The organism is Acholeplasma sp. ORD1043 (genome assembly GCF_057808485.1).
The window spans coordinates 1-17,457 of the sequence record NZ_JAQLOJ010000012.1; the positions used below are offsets into that span (position 1 = coordinate 1).

Sequence of the window (17,457 nt, forward strand, 5' to 3'; positions counted from 1 at the left end):
CCACCTAAACATTAAAGTTTGGTGGTTTTTTTATTTTTAATTTAATTGATATTTAACAGTCTTTAAATCTTTAATTGATTTAGCACCGATAATAACCATAATTTTTTTGATATCTAAGATAAATGATTCAACTTTTTTAATAGCCTCATCAAATTCTAAGAATTTTAAGTCTAGAAACCATCTTGAAAGTCCGACTGCTTTAGCACCAAGTACTAAAGCTTTAACAACATCAAGTGGATTTCTAACACCACCTGAGGCATAAATTGATACATCATTAGATACTTTCAAATTAAGCAATATTTCTGCAGTATCTAAACTAAATTCACTTAAATAATCGTAGTTGTTGCCACTTCTTTTGGCTTCAATTTGCAAGAATGAAGTTCCACCACTACCTGAGATATCAATGTGTTTTATGCCCATAGAAATTAGTTTTTCAATCGTTGCATTTGAAAAGCCCATACCTACTTGTTTAACCAATATTGGTTTTTGGATACCACTTTGGATTTTCTTAATATTGTTAGTCCATGAAGAAAAGTCTCTATCACCTTCTGGCATAACAAGTTCTTGAATGACATTTAAATGTATAGATAATGCATCGGCATTTAATAAATTAATTGCTTCTAACGCTTGATTTACTGAAGCATTTGCATTTAGATTAGAAACAATAATCCCTTGATGGTTATTTCTAATAATTTCAAAAGAAGGCTTTGATGTTTCATCTTTAAAAATGATAGACTGGCTGCCTGTTACCATTGGTATATTAAAGTGATTTGCTATTCTAGATAGAAAATCATTAATTCTTTTACCATTTTCAGAACCACCTGTCATTGCATTTATATAAAACGGATATGGTACATCAAATCCTAAAAATGTTGTATTTAATTGGATATCATCAATTGCTAAATCTGGAAGATCTAAAGCTTCTAATTTGATTTTATCAAAGTAGTTTGTTTTGATTTCCTGACTTAATGCCAGTGCGATATGCTCATCTTTTCTATTTTTACTCATAATACTCCCACACTTGTAGTTCAAGTGGTGTTAAACCAGCTTTAATCCAAGCGTCTTGAAGTTGGATTTTATTAATTTTTGATTGTACGATAGCAAATCCACAATCACCATAACCAGCACCAGATGTTTTTGCAGGAAAACCATAACGTGAAGCAACTTCCATCATAAGCTTAAATGGTTCTGATTCAATGATTATACCAGATTTTGCTTGAAGTTCTAACAATTGATTTCGATAGAGTTCGAGCATATATTTAACTGTAAAATAATCATTTCTAATCAAAGCTTCTTTAAATTGAGTAACTATCAGATGTGTTTTATTTAAGAATGTTGCATACCATGGAGACTGATTAACTTCATTCATTTTACCAACCATTTGACTTGTAGATTGAGACATTCCGCTATAACAAATTGCTAATTCTAAATTCGGTTTAGGTAATCTTGTTATTTTTAAGAATGGCCAAGTTAAGGTCATCACTTCATCAATTTTTCCTTTGTGATTCATAACCCAAATCAAATCATATCTTTTATAGTGAACCCAGCCTCCAAAGATACTAGCAGCAAGTTCTCCCCCTGAAGAGATATCATTAATTTCAATTTGAGCTAAGACAGCAAGTTTAAATAAATCGAGTTTTCTAATTTTTACTCCATGTAAGTCAAGAATACCTTTTATGACTGATACAATTACTGCTCCGGATGAACCTAAACCATATTTTTGGTTTTCTTCATTCATCATTTCTGAAGTAAGTTTAATTTCATAAACTTTAGGTTTAACACCTTTATACTTTAAATATGTATGTGCAGTATATATTGCTGCTTTAGCATGTTTTAAAGTATCATAGCTAAAGACTGGCAATTCCTCAGATAGCATCCATTTAAATCTACCCAGTTCTGATTGAAAATCATAAGATTTTGATTCTTCAACGGTAACATGTATAAATTTATTAACAGCGACTAAAATCGCTTCATTACCTGGTTTTAAGACTGAATATTCACCAATGATAAATAGTTTTCCTGGCACTTTAAGTGAAATCATAAGAGATGTGCTCCTTTACCTTCATAGCATACTACGACAGTACAAAGTTTTTCATAATAACTTATTACATCTTTGATTGAATCTTTTCTTAAAATAATTTTTACATTTGGACCAGCATCCATTGTTGCATATACTAAATATCCTTGAGTTCTTAACCATTTTGTCAATTCAATGATTTCTCTGGAAACATCAGTCAAATAGGTATTGCCTGTATTTTCAATTAATTGATGCATCAATTCTGCATGGGTTTCAGCGGTTATACCTACTTTTACAAAATCTTTGATTTGTATGGCATGGATCATATCATTAAAAAGTATATTGGTTTTAGTTATCCAATCCTCTTTATATTGAGGATAGATTTCTAAAACATTCATAGCTGTTCTTGAATCAACTTTTTTCTCATTTTGATTGACCATGCAAACTAACAATGCCATATCATCAAAACCTTCAATTTCTTCTGCATAACTTGATATATGATCATAACCTTCGTGCCATACAGCAAATCCATTACAAATCGATCGACTTGCAGACCCGCTTCCATATCTAGCTAAAGCTGATAAAGCTTTTTTATCAAGTTCTAAACCAAATGCTGAGGTTGCAGCTAAAGCAAGCGTGGCAAAAGCTGAAGAGCTTGATGCTATACCTGCTTTTTTAGGCACAAAATTGTATGAAACAATCTCAGCAAAATATGGAATATTATATAAGTGTCTAACCATATCCATAAATTGTTTAACACGGTCATATTCTACTCCAGTGATAAACTTATCATCTATATAAAGATGATCTTCTGTTAACAATGGTTTATATTCAACCGTCGTTTTAGTATAGAATTTATCAACTGTAAATGATAAAGAGGATGTTAAAGGTAAATTCCATTTTTTATCTTTCTTTCCCCAATATTTAATTAACGCAATATTTACATGTGCTTTAGCTGTTTTCTTCATCAATAATTTCCTTTAAGTCGTAGAACCAAGTGTCGACAGCACCACTTGTTTTTAAAGCTTCAGAAAGTATAATTGCCTGTTCAGTATTTTTTGCAAGTGCGATGATACAACCACCTTTACCGCCGCCTGTTAATTTAGCACCTAAAGCACCATTCTTAAGTGCGACATTAACTAGAACTTCTAATGTATCATCAGATACATGAATACTTCTAAGTAATTCATGTGCTTCAGTCATTGCAAGACCTAATCTTATAACTTCATTATTTTCTAAATATGTTTTAACTTCATTTGTTAATTCTTCTAATCGATCAATAATTGGATTAACTACTGTTGGATTTTCTTTCCAAAGACGTCTGACTTCACTAACTGCTTCTTTGGTTAATCCACGTTTACCTGTATCAGCTACAACAATAACTGCATCCATTTTTAATGGAATAATGGTTCTACCTAAATCCTTTTGATAAAATACGGCTTTACCAGTTGTAATCGTTGATGCATCTAATCCAGATGGACTCACATGATGAACTTGTTCAGCTGAATCAACAAACATATTAAGTAATTCAGGTGTTAGTTCTGTTTCAAAAGCATCAAATAAAGATCTTACAATAGCAATCGAAACAGCTGCACTTGAGCCTAAACCTCTTTGTGCTGGTAAATTCGATTCAATTTTTATTTGAATTCCAAAATTGTCTTGATTTAAATAAGTTAAAACTAATTCTATAACACGTTTAATTCCCAATATCGTATCTGGTGCATGTTCTAATAGACCAATATAATAGATGCAATCGATAGTGGTTGGTTCATTAGTTTTATATATTTTTGAAGTAATTTGTGCTTGTTTAAAAGGAAGTGCAATAGCTGGTTTACCATAAACTACAGAATGATCACCCATAAGGATAATCTTACCGCTTGCTACTCCTTGTCCAAAATCCACCATAAAATTCGCTCGCTTTCTATAATCATTATATCATATATGATACAATGAATATATCCCATAAAAGGAAAGGTAATTAGCATGTCAAAACTCATTTTATCTTTAAAAGTAAAAGATTTTGGTGCGATGAAAATCGAACTTTATCCTGAAGTTGCACCAAACACAGTATCAAATTTCGTTAAATATGTAGAGTCAGGTTTTTATACTGATAAAATCTTCCATCGAATTATTCGAGGCTTTATGATTCAAGGTGGTGGATCATTTGATAAGTTAGAACCGATTAAAGGTGAATTTACTGCCAATGGACACAAAAACGATCTTAAACACACCAAAGGTGTGATTTCGATGGCTCGTACAAATAACCCTAACTCTGCAACAAGCCAATTCTTTATTATGCATAAAGACTCTCCACATTTAGATGGTCAATATGCTGCTTTTGGTAAAGTAATTGAAGGGTTAGAGGTAGTTGATAAAATTGCTACAACTCAAACCAACCATATGGATATGCCATTAACTCCAGTCGTTATCGAAAGCTTTACTATACTTGAAAATACATTTAATTTAAAACCAGTTGATTACATATGAAAAAAATTGTAGTTATTGGTGCTACTTCTATTGATTATTTAGCAAGTATGCACCAACCAATGGTAATGCATGATTCTAATCCCGGTAATATATATAAATCTTGGGGTGGGGTTGCAAGAAACATTGCTGAAAATTTAGCCAGATTGGAACTTGAACCGACCCTAATTACAGTACTTGGGGAAGATGCTCAAGATTTTCTGAACATGGCACGCGATATAAAGTTAAAGGTTTTATATCAAACTGTAAAACAAACTCCAAGTTACGTAGCAATTCATGATGATAAAGGTAATCTATTCACTGCGGTTAGTTCAATGGATCAACTTAAAAAACTTACACCTCAAGTGATTAGACGATATCAAGATCATATAGAAAAAGCGGATATTGTTGTATTAGATGCTAATCTAACTGAAGATACGATTGAATATATTTTTAAAACATTTAATAAAGCATTCTATGTTGACTTAGTAAGTAGCGCTAAAGCCGCTAAATTCATTCCTTATCTTCAAAAAATCCACACCATCAAAATTAATACTAATGAAGGAAAGATGATTACTGTATTTGATGACCCAATTCAAATTGGTCAAATTTTATTAAATAAAGGTATCCATAATATATTCTTAACTTTAGGAAAAAATGGTGTATATCAATTTACTCCAGAGTTTATTAATTTTTACCAAAAGTCATTTGATGGAGTGATCATTAATGACACTGGCGCAAGAGATGGATTCTTTGCAGGAACAATTTTTGCTGAAATAAATAATTTAGAACCACTAAAAACGGGAACAATTCTTTCACATTTTACACTTCAATCTATCGATGCTGTATATAAGAAATTAAAAGTGAACCAACTTGTTTCAATGGTGAAGGAGAAATAACATGAATCAATTTATCGATATTGCACCAAATGTATTAGACGCATTAAAAAAAATCAACCAGTTGTTGCTTTAGAGTCAACAATCATTTCACATGGGATGCCATATCCAAGAAATGTTGAAGTGGGTATGACGTTAGAAAAAATTATTAAAAATGCTGGTGCAACACCTGCAACAATTGCTATTTTAGATGGCAGAATTAAAGTAGGTCTATCACCTGATGAACTAACTAAATTAGGGTCAGTAGGTAACATTATGAAAGTTTCAAAACGCGATATACCTTATTGTATTACAAAAGGTTATAATGGAGCTACGACCGTATCTGCAACTATTTTAATCGCAGCAATGACTGGAATTAAAGTGTTTGCTACTGGTGGTATTGGTGGTGTTCACAGAAATGGTCAAGATACGTTTGATATTTCAAGAGATTTAGAAGAGTTAGCAAATGAAAATGTCTGTGTTGTTTCAGCAGGATGTAATTCAATTTTAGATATAGGTTTAACACTTGAGTACCTAGAAACAAAAGGCGTGCCTGTAGTTGGTTTTGGTACCGATGAATTCCCTGCATTTTACACTAAAAAATCTGGTTTTAGACTGGAATATCAATTAAACAAACCTTCAGAAATTGCTAAATTGTTACAAACCAAATGGACACTTCCGCTCCAAGGTGGTGTGCTTGTTGCGAATCCAATACCTAATCAATTTTCATTGGATGAAGCATTTATTAATTCTGAAATTGAGAAAGCATTAGCATCCGCTGAGAAAAATAATATCAAAGGCAAAGCAATCACTCCTTACTTACTTGCAAGCATTGAAAAATCAACTAAGGGTATTAGCTTAGATTCAAATATTCAACTTGTTTATAACAATGCTAAACTCGGTGCAGAAATAGCAATTGAACTTTCAAAACTTAATAATTTATAGCATATTCGGTACTTTGTCTCATTAAATATCCATTTTGTTTGCATATAAAACTATTTTTTATTATAATAATAGCAGTCATAAATTTAAGCATATTGTATCGGCAAACTTAAGGTAACTTAAGGACGCAAAGCTATAGGGCCATAACATTAACGTGGCAGCCAGTTGCAAATCACTTTTCGTGATTTCAATGGCTGCTTTTTATTTGTCATGGCTATTGGGGGATATGTATGACTAAAAGGTTAAGTACTGCACTTCTTGTGGTCCTAGCTATTGCTATAATGTACACTATTTCAATTTCGTTTTCATATTGGGCAGCGATTGAAAGATATGTTGATGTGTATATTGTTATTGACACGATTCATGAAGCTGAACTGACAGTGGATTTAAAAGAAGATAAATCTAATATCAATAAAAAATTAGTTCCAGCTGGTTATGTTTACTCAAGTGATGAAGTGGACGAAATTATCTTCACCTTTGAACTAGATATTAATGGCGAGGAATTACAACCCGGCATAGAACTTAATGTAACCATCCAAGTCAAAAATATATTAATTAATGGTGATCCTACCTACAGTTATTTAGTAGAGATCATTCTACCAAATGAAGGTAATCTCTTGATTGGAAACGATTCATTACTTGTAGTTGTTAAGGTTAGATTAACTGAACCAGAGACAAGAGAGATTGCTGAAGCAATTAGGGGTAAAAATATAACCTTTGATTTGCTATTTAACGTTGTTTCTTAAAAGTTTAAAAAAACTTAAGGATTAAAAAGGGAGAGTACAAATATGAAAAAGAATCAAAAATTAATGCTTATTGCATTATTCTTATTGGCAGTGGTATCAATCGGGATATCATATGCATTCTGGGCGAGTATCAATTTAGAAGCTGAAGAATCAGGGGAAATCACAATTGGTACAGGTTTAGTTGTTGAAGTATCTGCTTCTACTGCTGATGTTACTGATGGTGTTTTAGTACCTGCAGGTCAAGCTGAATTCTCATTAGAAGATGACGCTGTTGAATACATTATCTTCACATTCTCAATCGTATGGGAGTCAAACGATTTAGATAGTGAAGCAACTGGTACACTTGAAGTTGATTTTGAAAATGTTTCCTTTGGTGTTGTTAATGAATTAGTGAGTTACTTAAATCTTACTTACCAAATCGGTGGTACTGTGGTAAATGGTGTATTCCAAGCTGATGGTAGTGATGTGATTGAAGTTAATGGTGATGCAGTTACTGTTTATGTAAAAGTGACCTTAACTGAACCAGTTGAAATTGAAGATGAAATTACTGCTGAAGAAGCTCAAGAAGTTGCCGAAGCTATGTTTGGTGCAACCGCTACATTTGATGTCTTATTTACAGTTATCGAAGACTAATATCTAAATTAAAATAAACTAAAAAGTGGTCACAAGACCACTTTTTCGTAACATAATCTAATTTATGTTACAATAATCTTAGGATAAGATTACGTTTTTATAGGGGTATAAATATGGCGGATAAGTTTGATTCAAATAAATTAATTAGTATCATATTGTATAGTGTTATCGGACTTTTAGGTTTGTTTATTCTATCATTTATTTATTTACCAACAGTGACATCCACATTATTTGGAGTTGCAGTTTATGGTGGATTTTCAGGAGTTGACTCATCGCTTAATCAAGGCGATTTAGTTGTAGTGTCAATGACTGAATTTGATGAACTTGATAATACCGATATCATTGTTTTTGAACTTGACGGTTATGGTAATGCAGATGGTTTAAAAGTATATAAGATTATGACAAAAGTTGCAGGATCAGAAACTGCCTATCGTGTCCATTCAAGTGGTAATCCAACATCTTACCAATGGGAAATTACTTCTTCTATGTACCGTGGAAATGTTGTTTCTAAAATTCCAAATTTAGGTTATGTCATAGGCTTTTTAAGAAGTCCAATCGGTATTACTGTCATCTTAATCAATGGTGCATTAATAACCGCTGCTGTTATCTTAATTAAACGTATGAAAAAATCTACAAATTAAAATAAATTTAAGGACTCATACATGAAAATAGTTCGAGTAATTCTCTTAATAGTTTTCGCATTGTTTTTCATGGTTGAATTATTTTTGGTCAGCATAATCATGTTAGGTCCGAATATTGAATATCAATTTTATCAGTATAATCACATTCAAGCTGTACCATTCAACCAACCAATTACTAATAATAGAATTAAAGTAGGTATCGTTAAAATGGTACCTTTTTCTCCATCTGAAATTACAGTAGGTGAATATGTTGTTGCACCTAGTCGTATTAACGAACAATATTTATGGGTTCACCAAGTCATTGATATAGATGAAATAAACTCGACACTTACTTTATCTGTAAATAATCTTTTAGTAACTGAAGTTTATACTTTTTCTGAAATCAAAGGTACTTTTATTAGTGAAGCAACTGGACTAGATGTTATTTTATTTATGTCAACTGAACCTTGGATTTATTTCTTAAATATTGGTACTGGATTATCTATAACAACACTACTGATACTTTGGATAATTCATTCCAATAAAAAGACTTTAAACAGTCATTAGACCAAACTTGAAATTCATAACATAAAGTTAAAAATGATATTTACAGATAATTTATTTATGATAGAATATAATGAAGAAGGGGAGTAGTTCCCAAATTTATTAATCGTCATTACGGTATTTTACCCGGTTAATAGTCAAGCCCAATTATCTGCTTGTAAACGAGACCTTCAAGACCTACAAACGGGTTTTGAAGGTCTTTATTATTTCTAAGTGGAGGAAATTATGAATAAAGAAATATATCAACAAAGTGTTGATGAAGTTATGCAAACATATGAGACATCAAAGGAAGGATTAACTTCTCTTGAAGTTTCACAACGTTTAGAAAAATATGGAGAGAATAAATTAGCCGAGGAAAAGAAAAGATCTTTTATTCTTAAATTTCTAGACCAATTTAAAGACTTCATGGTGATCGTATTATTAATTGCAGCGGGTATTGCATTCGTTACTGCAATTTTAAATAATAATCCTGAAGAATTAACCGAAGGATTAATGATTATTGGTATCGTTCTAATCAATGCCATACTCGGTTTAGTTCAAGAAGCTAAAGCTGAAGAGGCGCTTGAATCCATTAAAAAAATGTCTAGTCCACATGCGACTGTGTTAAGAGATGGTAGAGAAATTAAGATTGATGTGAAAGATTTAGTCCCTGGAGATTATGTCATCTTACAAGCTGGTGATTTTGTTCCAGCTGACTTAAGATTAGTTGATGTCATTAATTTAAAATGTGATGAATCTGCTTTAACTGGAGAACCCGTCCCAGTTGAAAAGACAAATCAAGCAATTTTAAATGAAGATGTACCGTTAGGTGACAGAATCAATTTAGCATTCATGGGAACAGTTGTTACTTATGGCCGTGGTACTGGATTAGTTGTTAAAACTGGTATGGAAACTGAAATAGGTAAGATTGCATCAATGCTTCAAAATAATGAGCATTCACAAACACCACTTCAAAAAAGTATTGCTCAATTAGGTAAATTCCTAGCCTATATTGCACTAGGTATTGTTACAGTCATCTTCATCATTCAGATGATTAGAGGATTTATGATTGGTGAGGTGCACATTCTAGAAGCATTTATGTCTGCTGTTGCATTAGCAGTTGCTGCGATTCCTGAAGGATTACCTGCAATTATCACAATTGTTTTATCAATTGGTATGCAAAATTTAGTAAAGAAAAAAGCAATCATGCGTACTTTACCTGCAGTTGAAACTTTAGGTTCTACTGCGATTATTTGTAGTGATAAAACAGGAACTTTAACTCAAAATGTAATGACTGTTACAGATCTTTATGTATATGACCAATCAATCAAAACAGAGTCTGTAACAAATGCAGTTTCATCATTAAAATCTTTAATTGATTTTGGTGTGTTATGTAATGATACAGTTGTACAAAAAACTGAAGCCGGTTATGTTAAAATTGGTGACCCAACTGAAATTGCGTTAACTGATTTATCTATTGTTACTAATAATAACCCACTTGATATCTTACAATCATATCCAAGAGTATTTGAATTACCATTTGATTCAGACCGTAAGATGATGACTACCGTTCATAAAATAAATGATAAATTCGTTGCGATTACTAAAGGTGCTCCTGATAATATCATTGCACGTAGTAATTTCTATTTAGTCGATAATAATATAGAAACTATTGATCAAACAGTCATAGATACATTTAATAATCAAAATATAAAATTCACAGATCAAGCTTTACGCGTGTTGGCATTAGGTTATCAAGTGTTTGAATTAAATACAGTATTTGATAAATCTTTTGAAGAAAAACTTGAAAATAACCTGATTTTACTCGGTTTAGTTGGTATGATTGACCCTGCAAGACCTGAAGTTAAAGATGCCATCATTGAAACCAAAAAAGCTGGTATCACAACAATTATGATTACAGGTGATCATAAAAATACTGCTGTTGCTATTGCCAAAGAATTAGGCATTTTAACAGAGGGACAAATTGCCATTACTGGTAAAGAATTAGATGGCATGTCTGATGAAGAATACTTAGAAAAACTACCAAATATTAGAGTATATGCAAGAGTATCACCAGAAAATAAAGTTAGAATTGTGACTGCGTGGAAATCTACTGGGTTAGTTGTTGCAATGACAGGTGATGGTGTAAACGATGCACCTTCTATTAAAAAAGCAGATATTGGTATTGCGATGGGCATTACAGGTACTGAAGTTGCTAAAGGTGCATCAGATATGATTTTAACTGATGATAACTTTGCAACTATTGTTACTGCAGTTGGTGAAGGTCGTACAATTTTTGCAAACATCAAAAAAGCTATTCAATTCTTATTATCCTGTAATATTGGTGAAATTGTCACCATCTTCTTAGGCGTTACATTAGGTATTGTTTTATTCCCAAATGAACCATTCTTACAAATCTTATCTGCATCTCAAATTCTTTGGGTGAACTTAGTAACTGACTCATTTATGGCTATTGGTATTGGTTTAGATCCAAAAGAACCTAACATTATGAATGAAAAACCAAGAGATACATCAAAGAGCATTTTCGCTGATGGTTTAGGTGCTAAGGTTGCATGGCAAGGTATTATGATTGGTATCTTAACATTTGCTGCATTCTATATTGGATATCAAATGAACGGTATTAGACATGCTCAAACATTAACTTTCATGGTCTTATGCTTAACTCAATTATTTCATGCATTTAATGTTCGTAGTGATAAAACTTCAATCTTCAAACTACAACCTAATAAATTCCTAATAATGGCGTTCTTTGGTTGTCTTGTGCTACAGTTATTAACTGTCTTTATTCCATTCTTTGCAGAAAATATCTTTGATATTGATTCAGTTTTACATTGGAATTTATATGACTGGTTAATTGTCATTGGATTATCTATTGTTCCAGTGATTGTTGTTGAAACAATAAAATTCATTGGTAAACTAAAATCATCAAAGTAAATTAATTAAGGATTAAAAAGAAAACCACCGATTGCGGTGGTTTTTTGATAACAAATTGGTGCATAAGCCATGTTCTGTAGAAGTTTCCTTCTTGTGACTATTTATCTCGAGTATTACCTCGTAAGATAGTTCATTGCTGACTATCTCATGCCCCTACCAAATTTGGGTTGCTAGCTTGAGGGGTTTACCGCGTTTCATTTTATTAGTTTCCTAATAAACTCGTCTCTGTGGCACGTTAAGAACTCGCATTCATAGTTACCCTTAGAAATTGAATTCGCCGTTATGATTACTCATACCCAAAGTTATTTGTTCCTTTGGCGCAAACACTACAAACCACTAGGGTCTGTGCTAGCATGGACTTTCCTAACAGGGCTAAACCCTGCTCAGTCACCTTCCCAATTTGAAATCGTATTAATTTTAATCTTAATAAGTTAAAATGTCAAATTATTCTAATGCGTCTTTTCTAGATAAGTCAACGCGACCTTTTTCATCAATTTTGATAACTTTAACGATGATTTGGTCACCAACTTTAACTTGTCCTTCAAGTGATTCTGTACGGTCTTTAGCCCATTTAGAGATATGTACTAATCCTTCAGTACCAGAGAAGATTTCAGCAAATACACCTTGAATCTTCTTACCATCTTTATCCATTAAGAGACGAGTTACTTTAGCTTCGTAGATTTCTCCGACTTTAGCTTCTCTTACTAAATTTTCAATGTATGATGCTGCTTTATTAATCCATGAAGAGTCTGAGTGCATAATGAATACTCTACCATCTTGTTCAATATCAATTTTAACATTGTTATGATCTTCGATGATTTGAGTAATGATCTTACCACCTGAACCGATAACATCACGAATCTTTTCAGGATTGATACGAATCATCTTAACTTTTGGAGCGTAAACTGATAATTCAGGTCTAACTTCTGAAATTGTTGTTGACATATGTTCTAAGATATGAAGTCTACCAAGTTTAGCTTGAGCAAGTGCTTCTTCAAAGATTTCTCTTGTAATACCTGAAATCTTAATGTCCATTTGAAGTGCAGTGATACCATCTTTTGTACCAGCTACTTTAAAGTCCATATCACCTTCATGGTCTTCCATACCTTGAATGTCAGAAAGGATTGTATAGTGATCGCCTTCTTTGATTAATCCCATTGCAATACCTGCAACTGGAGCTTTAATTGGAACACCTGCAGCCATTAATGCCATTGAACCAACACAAATAGTTGCTTGTGATGAGGAACCGTTTGATTCTAATATTTCAGAAACAACACGGATTGAATATGGGAATTCTTCTTCAGAAGGTAATACTTGTAATAATGCTCTTTCACCTAAAGCACCGTGACCAATTTCACGACGACCAGGTGCACCATAACGACCAGTTTCACCAACTGAGAATGGAGGGAAGTTGTAATGTAACATGAAGCGTTTTGATACTTCAGCTTCTTCTAAGCCATCAATAATTTGGTTTTCACCTAATGAACCAAGTGTTACAACACCTAATGCTTGCGTTTGACCGCGAGTAAATAATGCTGAACCGTGGGTTCTTGGTAAGATGTCTACACGGCTTGATAAAGGACGAATTTCATCAACTTTACGACCATCAGGACGTACTTTATCAACAGTGATTAATCTACGGACTTCTAATCTTACGATTTCATCAACTACTCTGCCAACTTGTTTTAAGAATTTAGTTTGTTCTTTTTCATCTAAAACTTTGACACCTTCGACTTCTTTCCAGAAAGTTGTTTGTGCGAAATGTTCTAAAGTATTTTCTTTAATTTCATCAATTTTTGCATAACGTTCAGCTTTTTCAACAATTGATACTGCTTTGATTAAATCAGCTTCTGCATATGCTCTTACTAACTTATCAATGTTTTCATCAATTTTATTTAATTCTGGAACTAATTTTTCTTGTCCAACTGCTGCTTTAATCTCTGCTTGGAAATCACATAATACTTTGATTGCATCATGACCAAACATTAATGCACCTAACATTGCTTCTTCTGATACTTGTTTAGCACCAGCTTCTACCATGTTAATAGCAACTTTAGTACCAGCTAATGTTAAATCAATATCTGATAATTCCATTTGTGCTGGTGTTGGGTTTAAGACATATTCACCATTAATACGACCAACATTTACACCTGCGATTGGTCCAAGGAATGGAATTGGAGAAATTTCAAGTGCAATAGATGAACCTAACATTGCTGCAACTTCGCTTGGAACATCTGGGTCAGATGATAAAACTGTGTTTACAATTTGTACTTCGTTTCTGTATCCTTCATCAAATAAAGGTCTAATAGGTCTATCGATTAAACGTGATACTAATGTTTCATGTTCAGAAGGACGTCCTTCTCTTCTTAAGAATCCACCAGGAATCTTACCTGCTGCATATAATTTTTCTTGATAGATAACCATCAATGGGAAAAAGTCAGTTTCTGCAGATGTTTCTTTACCAACAACTGTTGATAAAACAACTGTGTCACCGTAGTAAACCATTACGGATCCGTGTGCTTGCTTAGCAACTTCACCGATTTCGACACGTAGCGGTTTGCCAGCTAACGTTGTCTCAAATGTTTGTTTTGACATATAAAATCTCCTTCATTTTATATTAATTTTCTATATTTCATAGCCTTGTATATTATAGCATTTATTTTAATAAAAATCTCAATAACATAATTAAAGAAACTAAAAAAGTGCTTCAGAACGAAAAAAAAACTCCGAAGAGTTTTTTAGCGTCTTAATCCAAGTTCATTAATCAATGCTGCGTAACGATTAGCATCTGTATTCTTTAAATACTTAAGTAGATTTCTTCTACGACCAATCTTCATGAATAAACCACGTTTTGAATGGAAGTCATGAGTATGTACTTGTAGATGTTCGTTTAGCTCATTGATTTCATGAGTTAAAATTGCGATTTGTACTTCTGGTGAACCAGTGTCTCCAGCAAATCTAGCAAATTTTTCTACTAATGCTTTTTTGTTATCTTTTGATAATGCCATATTGTCCTCCTATGTCTCGTATAGCTGAAGTGCAGTGCTTGGCTAACGCTGTCCTCGCTATCGACCGTGAGTAATAATACCATAATCGAAAACAAATTGCAATATAGTAATGAAAATTTTCATTTAATTATCGATAAATGTCGAAAAAAGTAGTTAAACTTTGATAAATTGGTCAACATTTAAGATAAAAACTGTTGCTCCACCCACAGAAACCTCGATTGGAAGGTGTGCTGAAAATGAACCAAATTCGTTCACGATTGCATTTGGAACGATCTTATTTCTGCGTTTTGAATGCTTTTCGATGATATCTAGTACTTCTGGAACCTTTTCATCGTTAACACCTATTAAGAAAGTTCGGTTACCTTCTCTCAAGAATCCACCTTTAGTTGCTAATTGAGTTGAGAAGAAATTATCATTAATTAAAGCTTTTTGGACTTTACCAGCATCTTCATTTGATACGACTGCTAAGACTAGTTTCATATTTAGCTACCTCCGATACTTTTATTTTAGCATAATTTACTACAGTTTACTTGCTAATTTAATTGTTTCTTTAACATCTTTATCAATTTGTTTTAACAGTTCATCAACTGTTTCAAATTTGATTTCATCACGTAAATAATATTCAAAACTTACTGTAATTTCTTGGTTATATAAATCACCTTTAAAATCTATAATAAAGACTTCTAATCGTTTAGTTGTTGAGTAATTCAATGTTGGATTATGCCCTAAGTTAGCACAACCTAAATAAGTCTTATCACCAATCTTAACTCGAACAACATAAATACCCACTTTTGGCACATAATAGTTTTTGTAATCGACATTTGCTGTTGGATATCCGATGAGCGAACCTACTTTATCACCATGAACAACTTCACCATGAATTTGATAACTTCTACCTAATAAAGTCTTTATTAAGCGAATGTTACCTTGATCTAAAAGCGATTTGATGTATGTTGATGAGACTCTAATATTTTTATAAAGTAAATCTTGAACTAAATCAACCTCAAAGTACTTTTCTAGATTATGAACTGTTCCAAGGCCACGATAACCAAACTTGAAGTCTCGTCCAACAACGATTCTTTTAACATTTATACGCTTTAAAAAATGAATAAAATCGGCAGCTGATAATCGTGAGAATTCTGTTGTAAAATGCACAATAAAGAAATGATCCACTGCAGATGATGCTAAAAACTCTGTTTTATCATGATTATCCATTAATGTTGGTAAATTTGTTTTAGTAATCACAGATACTGGATGTGGTGTAAAAGTCATTACAGCACTTTGGGTATCACTATATCCTTTTGTTTTACTAACAATGTTCTGATGTCCAATATGAAAACCATCAAAATTCCCAATTGCTAACGTAATTGGTTCCTTGTTTTCAATTTTGTCATAAGTCGTATTATAAACTTTCATCATTGCAACCTCTAAAGAAATATTTTGGAACATATACTTCTTTTTCTTTCACATAGTATGCTACTAGATTCTCATTTTTATCTTTAATTAAAACAGGATCGTCTCCATTTAAGTGGCGAGAATCAAGATATGCCCCATTTTTTACTAATTTAACCACAAAATCATTTAAAATAACTGATCTAACGCTCTCAAATAATTTATAGTCAGGAATTAAATCTGAAATTTCAACATCATCAATCGTTTTAGCATTAGATACATTATATGAACCAATCATCGTTCGATGAAGCATGCTTAATGCACCGTAAGAATTTAATTCTTCACCTAAGTCTCTTGCAATGCTTCTGATATATGTACCTTTTGAAACATGAGATTTAAACGATAATGAACCATCGAAATTTAAAATATCAAATGCATAAATTTCAACTCTTCTTTTATCAAGTTCAATCGACTTACCACTTCTTGCTACTTGATAAGCAGTTTGTCCATCTTTCTTAATTGCTGAATATTGTGGGGGTAATTGATTATAACCAGGCATAAATTCATTAATTTTAGTTGTTATTTGATCAAGAGTTGGTAGATTATTCGATTCTGCAATGACTTCACCTGTAATGTCGTCTGTATCATACTTTCTACCAAATACAACCGTTCCTTCATAAGTCTTATCTAAATTATCAAATAAAAATGCTAACTTAGTTGCATTACCTATAAGTAAAATGAGTAAGCCAGTAGCAAAAGGATCTAATGTACCTGTATGCCCTACTTTACTCAATTTTAGTTTTCTCTTAACTTTATAAACAACATCATGGCTAGTTAAACCAGCCCTTTTATTAATTAATAAAATTCCATCCATAACGATTACCTACATGCTTATTATAACACATAAAAAAAGGCTTTATTCAAGCCTTTTTTTATTTTATTTGTGTTCTTCTAACCAGCTAACAAGTTTTTCCTTTGGTTGGTAACCAGAAGCTCTTGCCACTTCTTTACCATCTTTGAATAAAACAAGTGTTGGAACTGCTCTAATACCACTTTCAATAGCTTCTTTACGATATTCATCGATGTCTACTTTGATAAATTTAGTATCAGGTAATTCTTGGCTTAATTGTTCAACAACAGGCATCAGCATATTACATGGACCGCACCAAGTTGCGAAGAAATCAACTAGTACTAAACCATTTTTATTCACTAATGCTTGTAGGTCTTCACCTTTATATTGTTGCATATAAATGCCTCCTCCAT

The 17,457-nt window shown here is 32.5% G+C and carries 17 protein-coding genes, 1 other RNA gene, 1 pseudogene and 1 riboswitch; of the genes and pseudogenes, 8 read left to right on the forward strand and 11 right to left on the reverse strand.

Annotated features, from left to right (window positions below; translation table 11 throughout):
* Positions 1 to 36 precede the first annotated feature (36 nt).
* From fni to mvk, 4 genes are read right to left on the reverse strand one after another with little or no spacing between them, the layout of a single operon-like run.
* A complete protein-coding gene (fni, locus tag PG914_RS05220; protein ID WP_488822657.1) occupies positions 37 to 1,008 on the reverse strand; it encodes a type 2 isopentenyl-diphosphate Delta-isomerase in 972 nt (323 codons plus the stop codon).
* Positions 1,001 to 2,041, reverse strand: a complete 1,041-nt coding sequence (locus PG914_RS05225) for a phosphomevalonate kinase (RefSeq protein WP_488822658.1) — start codon at positions 2,039 to 2,041, stop codon at positions 1,001 to 1,003. The genes fni and PG914_RS05225 overlap by 8 nt, the downstream gene beginning before the upstream one ends.
* Entirely contained in the window at positions 2,038 to 2,985 is a 948-nt protein-coding gene (mvaD, locus tag PG914_RS05230; RefSeq protein WP_488822659.1) for a diphosphomevalonate decarboxylase, read from the reverse strand. The genes PG914_RS05225 and mvaD overlap by 4 nt, the downstream gene beginning before the upstream one ends.
* Positions 2,969 to 3,922 carry a mevalonate kinase gene (mvk, locus tag PG914_RS05235; RefSeq protein WP_488822660.1) on the reverse strand — a complete coding sequence of 318 codons (954 nt, stop codon included), beginning with the start codon at positions 3,920 to 3,922 and terminating at the stop codon, positions 2,969 to 2,971. The genes mvaD and mvk overlap by 17 nt, the downstream gene beginning before the upstream one ends.
* 78 nt (positions 3,923 to 4,000) lie before the next feature.
* Here mvk and PG914_RS05240 point away from each other — a divergent pair, with 78 nt between their 5' ends.
* From PG914_RS05240 to PG914_RS05275, 8 genes and pseudogenes are all read left to right on the forward strand, one after another.
* Positions 4,001 to 4,504 carry a peptidylprolyl isomerase gene (locus tag PG914_RS05240; protein WP_488822661.1) on the forward strand — a complete coding sequence of 168 codons (504 nt, stop codon included), beginning with the start codon at positions 4,001 to 4,003 and terminating at the stop codon, positions 4,502 to 4,504.
* The gene (locus tag PG914_RS05245; RefSeq protein WP_488822662.1) at positions 4,501 to 5,379 is read left to right on the forward strand and encodes a PfkB family carbohydrate kinase; all 879 of its coding nucleotides are present in this window, start codon (positions 4,501 to 4,503) and stop codon (positions 5,377 to 5,379) included. Before PG914_RS05240 ends, PG914_RS05245 begins: the two co-directional genes overlap by 4 nt.
* Before the next feature lies 1 nt (position 5,380).
* A pseudogene (locus tag PG914_RS05250) lies at positions 5,381 to 6,300 on the forward strand (pseudouridine-5'-phosphate glycosidase).
* 89 nt (positions 6,301 to 6,389) lie between these two features.
* Positions 6,390 to 6,470, forward strand: a riboswitch (cyclic di-GMP riboswitch).
* Between the two features lie 57 nt (positions 6,471 to 6,527).
* Complete coding sequence (locus PG914_RS05255) at positions 6,528 to 7,043, forward strand: hypothetical protein (RefSeq protein WP_488822663.1); 516 nt, start codon at positions 6,528 to 6,530, stop codon at positions 7,041 to 7,043.
* 42 nt (positions 7,044 to 7,085) lie between these two features.
* Positions 7,086 to 7,676 carry a hypothetical protein gene (locus PG914_RS05260; RefSeq protein ID WP_488822664.1) on the forward strand — a complete coding sequence of 197 codons (591 nt, stop codon included), beginning with the start codon at positions 7,086 to 7,088 and terminating at the stop codon, positions 7,674 to 7,676.
* A 113-nt stretch (positions 7,677 to 7,789) separates the two neighbouring features.
* Complete coding sequence (locus tag PG914_RS05265) at positions 7,790 to 8,317, forward strand: S24/S26 family peptidase (protein WP_488822665.1); 528 nt, start codon at positions 7,790 to 7,792, stop codon at positions 8,315 to 8,317.
* Between the two features lie 69 nt (positions 8,318 to 8,386).
* Positions 8,387 to 8,863 (forward strand): hypothetical protein, encoded by a 477-nt coding sequence (locus PG914_RS05270; protein WP_488822666.1) that lies wholly within the window; start codon positions 8,387 to 8,389, stop codon positions 8,861 to 8,863.
* 222 nt (positions 8,864 to 9,085) lie between these two features.
* A complete protein-coding gene (locus tag PG914_RS05275) occupies positions 9,086 to 11,794 on the forward strand; it encodes a cation-translocating P-type ATPase (protein WP_488822667.1) in 2,709 nt (902 codons plus the stop codon).
* Positions 11,795 to 11,852: 58 nt separating this feature from the next.
* Here PG914_RS05275 and rnpB read toward each other — a convergent pair.
* The 7 genes from rnpB to trxA form a co-directional block, all read right to left on the reverse strand.
* Positions 11,853 to 12,193: RNase P RNA component class B (gene rnpB / locus PG914_RS05280), an RNA gene on the reverse strand.
* A gap of 45 nt (positions 12,194 to 12,238) precedes the next feature.
* On the reverse strand, positions 12,239 to 14,389 hold the full coding sequence (locus tag PG914_RS05285; RefSeq protein WP_488822668.1) for a polyribonucleotide nucleotidyltransferase: 2,151 nt from the start codon (positions 14,387 to 14,389) through the stop codon (positions 12,239 to 12,241).
* A 143-nt stretch (positions 14,390 to 14,532) separates the two neighbouring features.
* A complete protein-coding gene (rpsO, locus tag PG914_RS05290) occupies positions 14,533 to 14,802 on the reverse strand; it encodes a 30S ribosomal protein S15 (protein ID WP_488822669.1) in 270 nt (89 codons plus the stop codon).
* Between the two features lie 153 nt (positions 14,803 to 14,955).
* The gene (locus tag PG914_RS05295) at positions 14,956 to 15,282 is read right to left on the reverse strand and encodes a cyclic-di-AMP receptor (protein WP_488822670.1); all 327 of its coding nucleotides are present in this window, start codon (positions 15,280 to 15,282) and stop codon (positions 14,956 to 14,958) included.
* A 39-nt stretch (positions 15,283 to 15,321) separates the two neighbouring features.
* Positions 15,322 to 16,251 carry a bifunctional riboflavin kinase/FAD synthetase gene (locus PG914_RS05300; protein WP_488822671.1) on the reverse strand — a complete coding sequence of 310 codons (930 nt, stop codon included), beginning with the start codon at positions 16,249 to 16,251 and terminating at the stop codon, positions 15,322 to 15,324.
* A complete protein-coding gene (gene truB, locus PG914_RS05305) occupies positions 16,205 to 17,068 on the reverse strand; it encodes a tRNA pseudouridine(55) synthase TruB (RefSeq protein ID WP_488822672.1) in 864 nt (287 codons plus the stop codon). The genes PG914_RS05300 and truB overlap by 47 nt, the downstream gene beginning before the upstream one ends.
* 63 nt (positions 17,069 to 17,131) lie before the next feature.
* Positions 17,132 to 17,440 carry a thioredoxin gene (gene trxA, locus PG914_RS05310; RefSeq protein WP_488822673.1) on the reverse strand — a complete coding sequence of 103 codons (309 nt, stop codon included), beginning with the start codon at positions 17,438 to 17,440 and terminating at the stop codon, positions 17,132 to 17,134.
* Between the last annotated feature and the right edge of the window lie 17 nt (positions 17,441 to 17,457).

Bases quoted from the DNA above. Each gene is read 5' to 3' on its own strand.
- fni (WP_488822657.1), bottom strand. From the start codon at position 1,008: ATGAGTAAAAATAGAAAAGATGAGCATATCGCACTGGCATTAAGTCAG.
- PG914_RS05225 (WP_488822658.1), bottom strand. From the start codon at position 2,041: ATGATTTCACTTAAAGTGCCAGGAAAACTATTTATCATTGGTGAATAT.
- mvaD (WP_488822659.1), bottom strand. From the start codon at position 2,985: ATGAAGAAAACAGCTAAAGCACATGTAAATATTGCGTTAATTAAATAT.
- mvk (WP_488822660.1), bottom strand. From the start codon at position 3,922: ATGGTGGATTTTGGACAAGGAGTAGCAAGCGGTAAGATTATCCTTATG.
- PG914_RS05240 (WP_488822661.1), top strand. From the start codon at position 4,001: ATGTCAAAACTCATTTTATCTTTAAAAGTAAAAGATTTTGGTGCGATG.
- PG914_RS05245 (WP_488822662.1), top strand. From the start codon at position 4,501: ATGAAAAAAATTGTAGTTATTGGTGCTACTTCTATTGATTATTTAGCA.
- PG914_RS05255 (WP_488822663.1), top strand. From the start codon at position 6,528: ATGACTAAAAGGTTAAGTACTGCACTTCTTGTGGTCCTAGCTATTGCT.
- PG914_RS05260 (WP_488822664.1), top strand. From the start codon at position 7,086: ATGAAAAAGAATCAAAAATTAATGCTTATTGCATTATTCTTATTGGCA.
- PG914_RS05265 (WP_488822665.1), top strand. From the start codon at position 7,790: ATGGCGGATAAGTTTGATTCAAATAAATTAATTAGTATCATATTGTAT.
- PG914_RS05270 (WP_488822666.1), top strand. From the start codon at position 8,387: ATGGTTGAATTATTTTTGGTCAGCATAATCATGTTAGGTCCGAATATT.
- PG914_RS05275 (WP_488822667.1), top strand. From the start codon at position 9,086: ATGAATAAAGAAATATATCAACAAAGTGTTGATGAAGTTATGCAAACA.
- PG914_RS05285 (WP_488822668.1), bottom strand. From the start codon at position 14,389: ATGTCAAAACAAACATTTGAGACAACGTTAGCTGGCAAACCGCTACGT.
- rpsO (WP_488822669.1), bottom strand. From the start codon at position 14,802: ATGGCATTATCAAAAGATAACAAAAAAGCATTAGTAGAAAAATTTGCT.
- PG914_RS05295 (WP_488822670.1), bottom strand. From the start codon at position 15,282: ATGAAACTAGTCTTAGCAGTCGTATCAAATGAAGATGCTGGTAAAGTC.
- PG914_RS05300 (WP_488822671.1), bottom strand. From the start codon at position 16,251: ATGTTCCAAAATATTTCTTTAGAGGTTGCAATGATGAAAGTTTATAAT.
- truB (WP_488822672.1), bottom strand. From the start codon at position 17,068: ATGGATGGAATTTTATTAATTAATAAAAGGGCTGGTTTAACTAGCCAT.
- trxA (WP_488822673.1), bottom strand. From the start codon at position 17,440: ATGCAACAATATAAAGGTGAAGACCTACAAGCATTAGTGAATAAAAAT.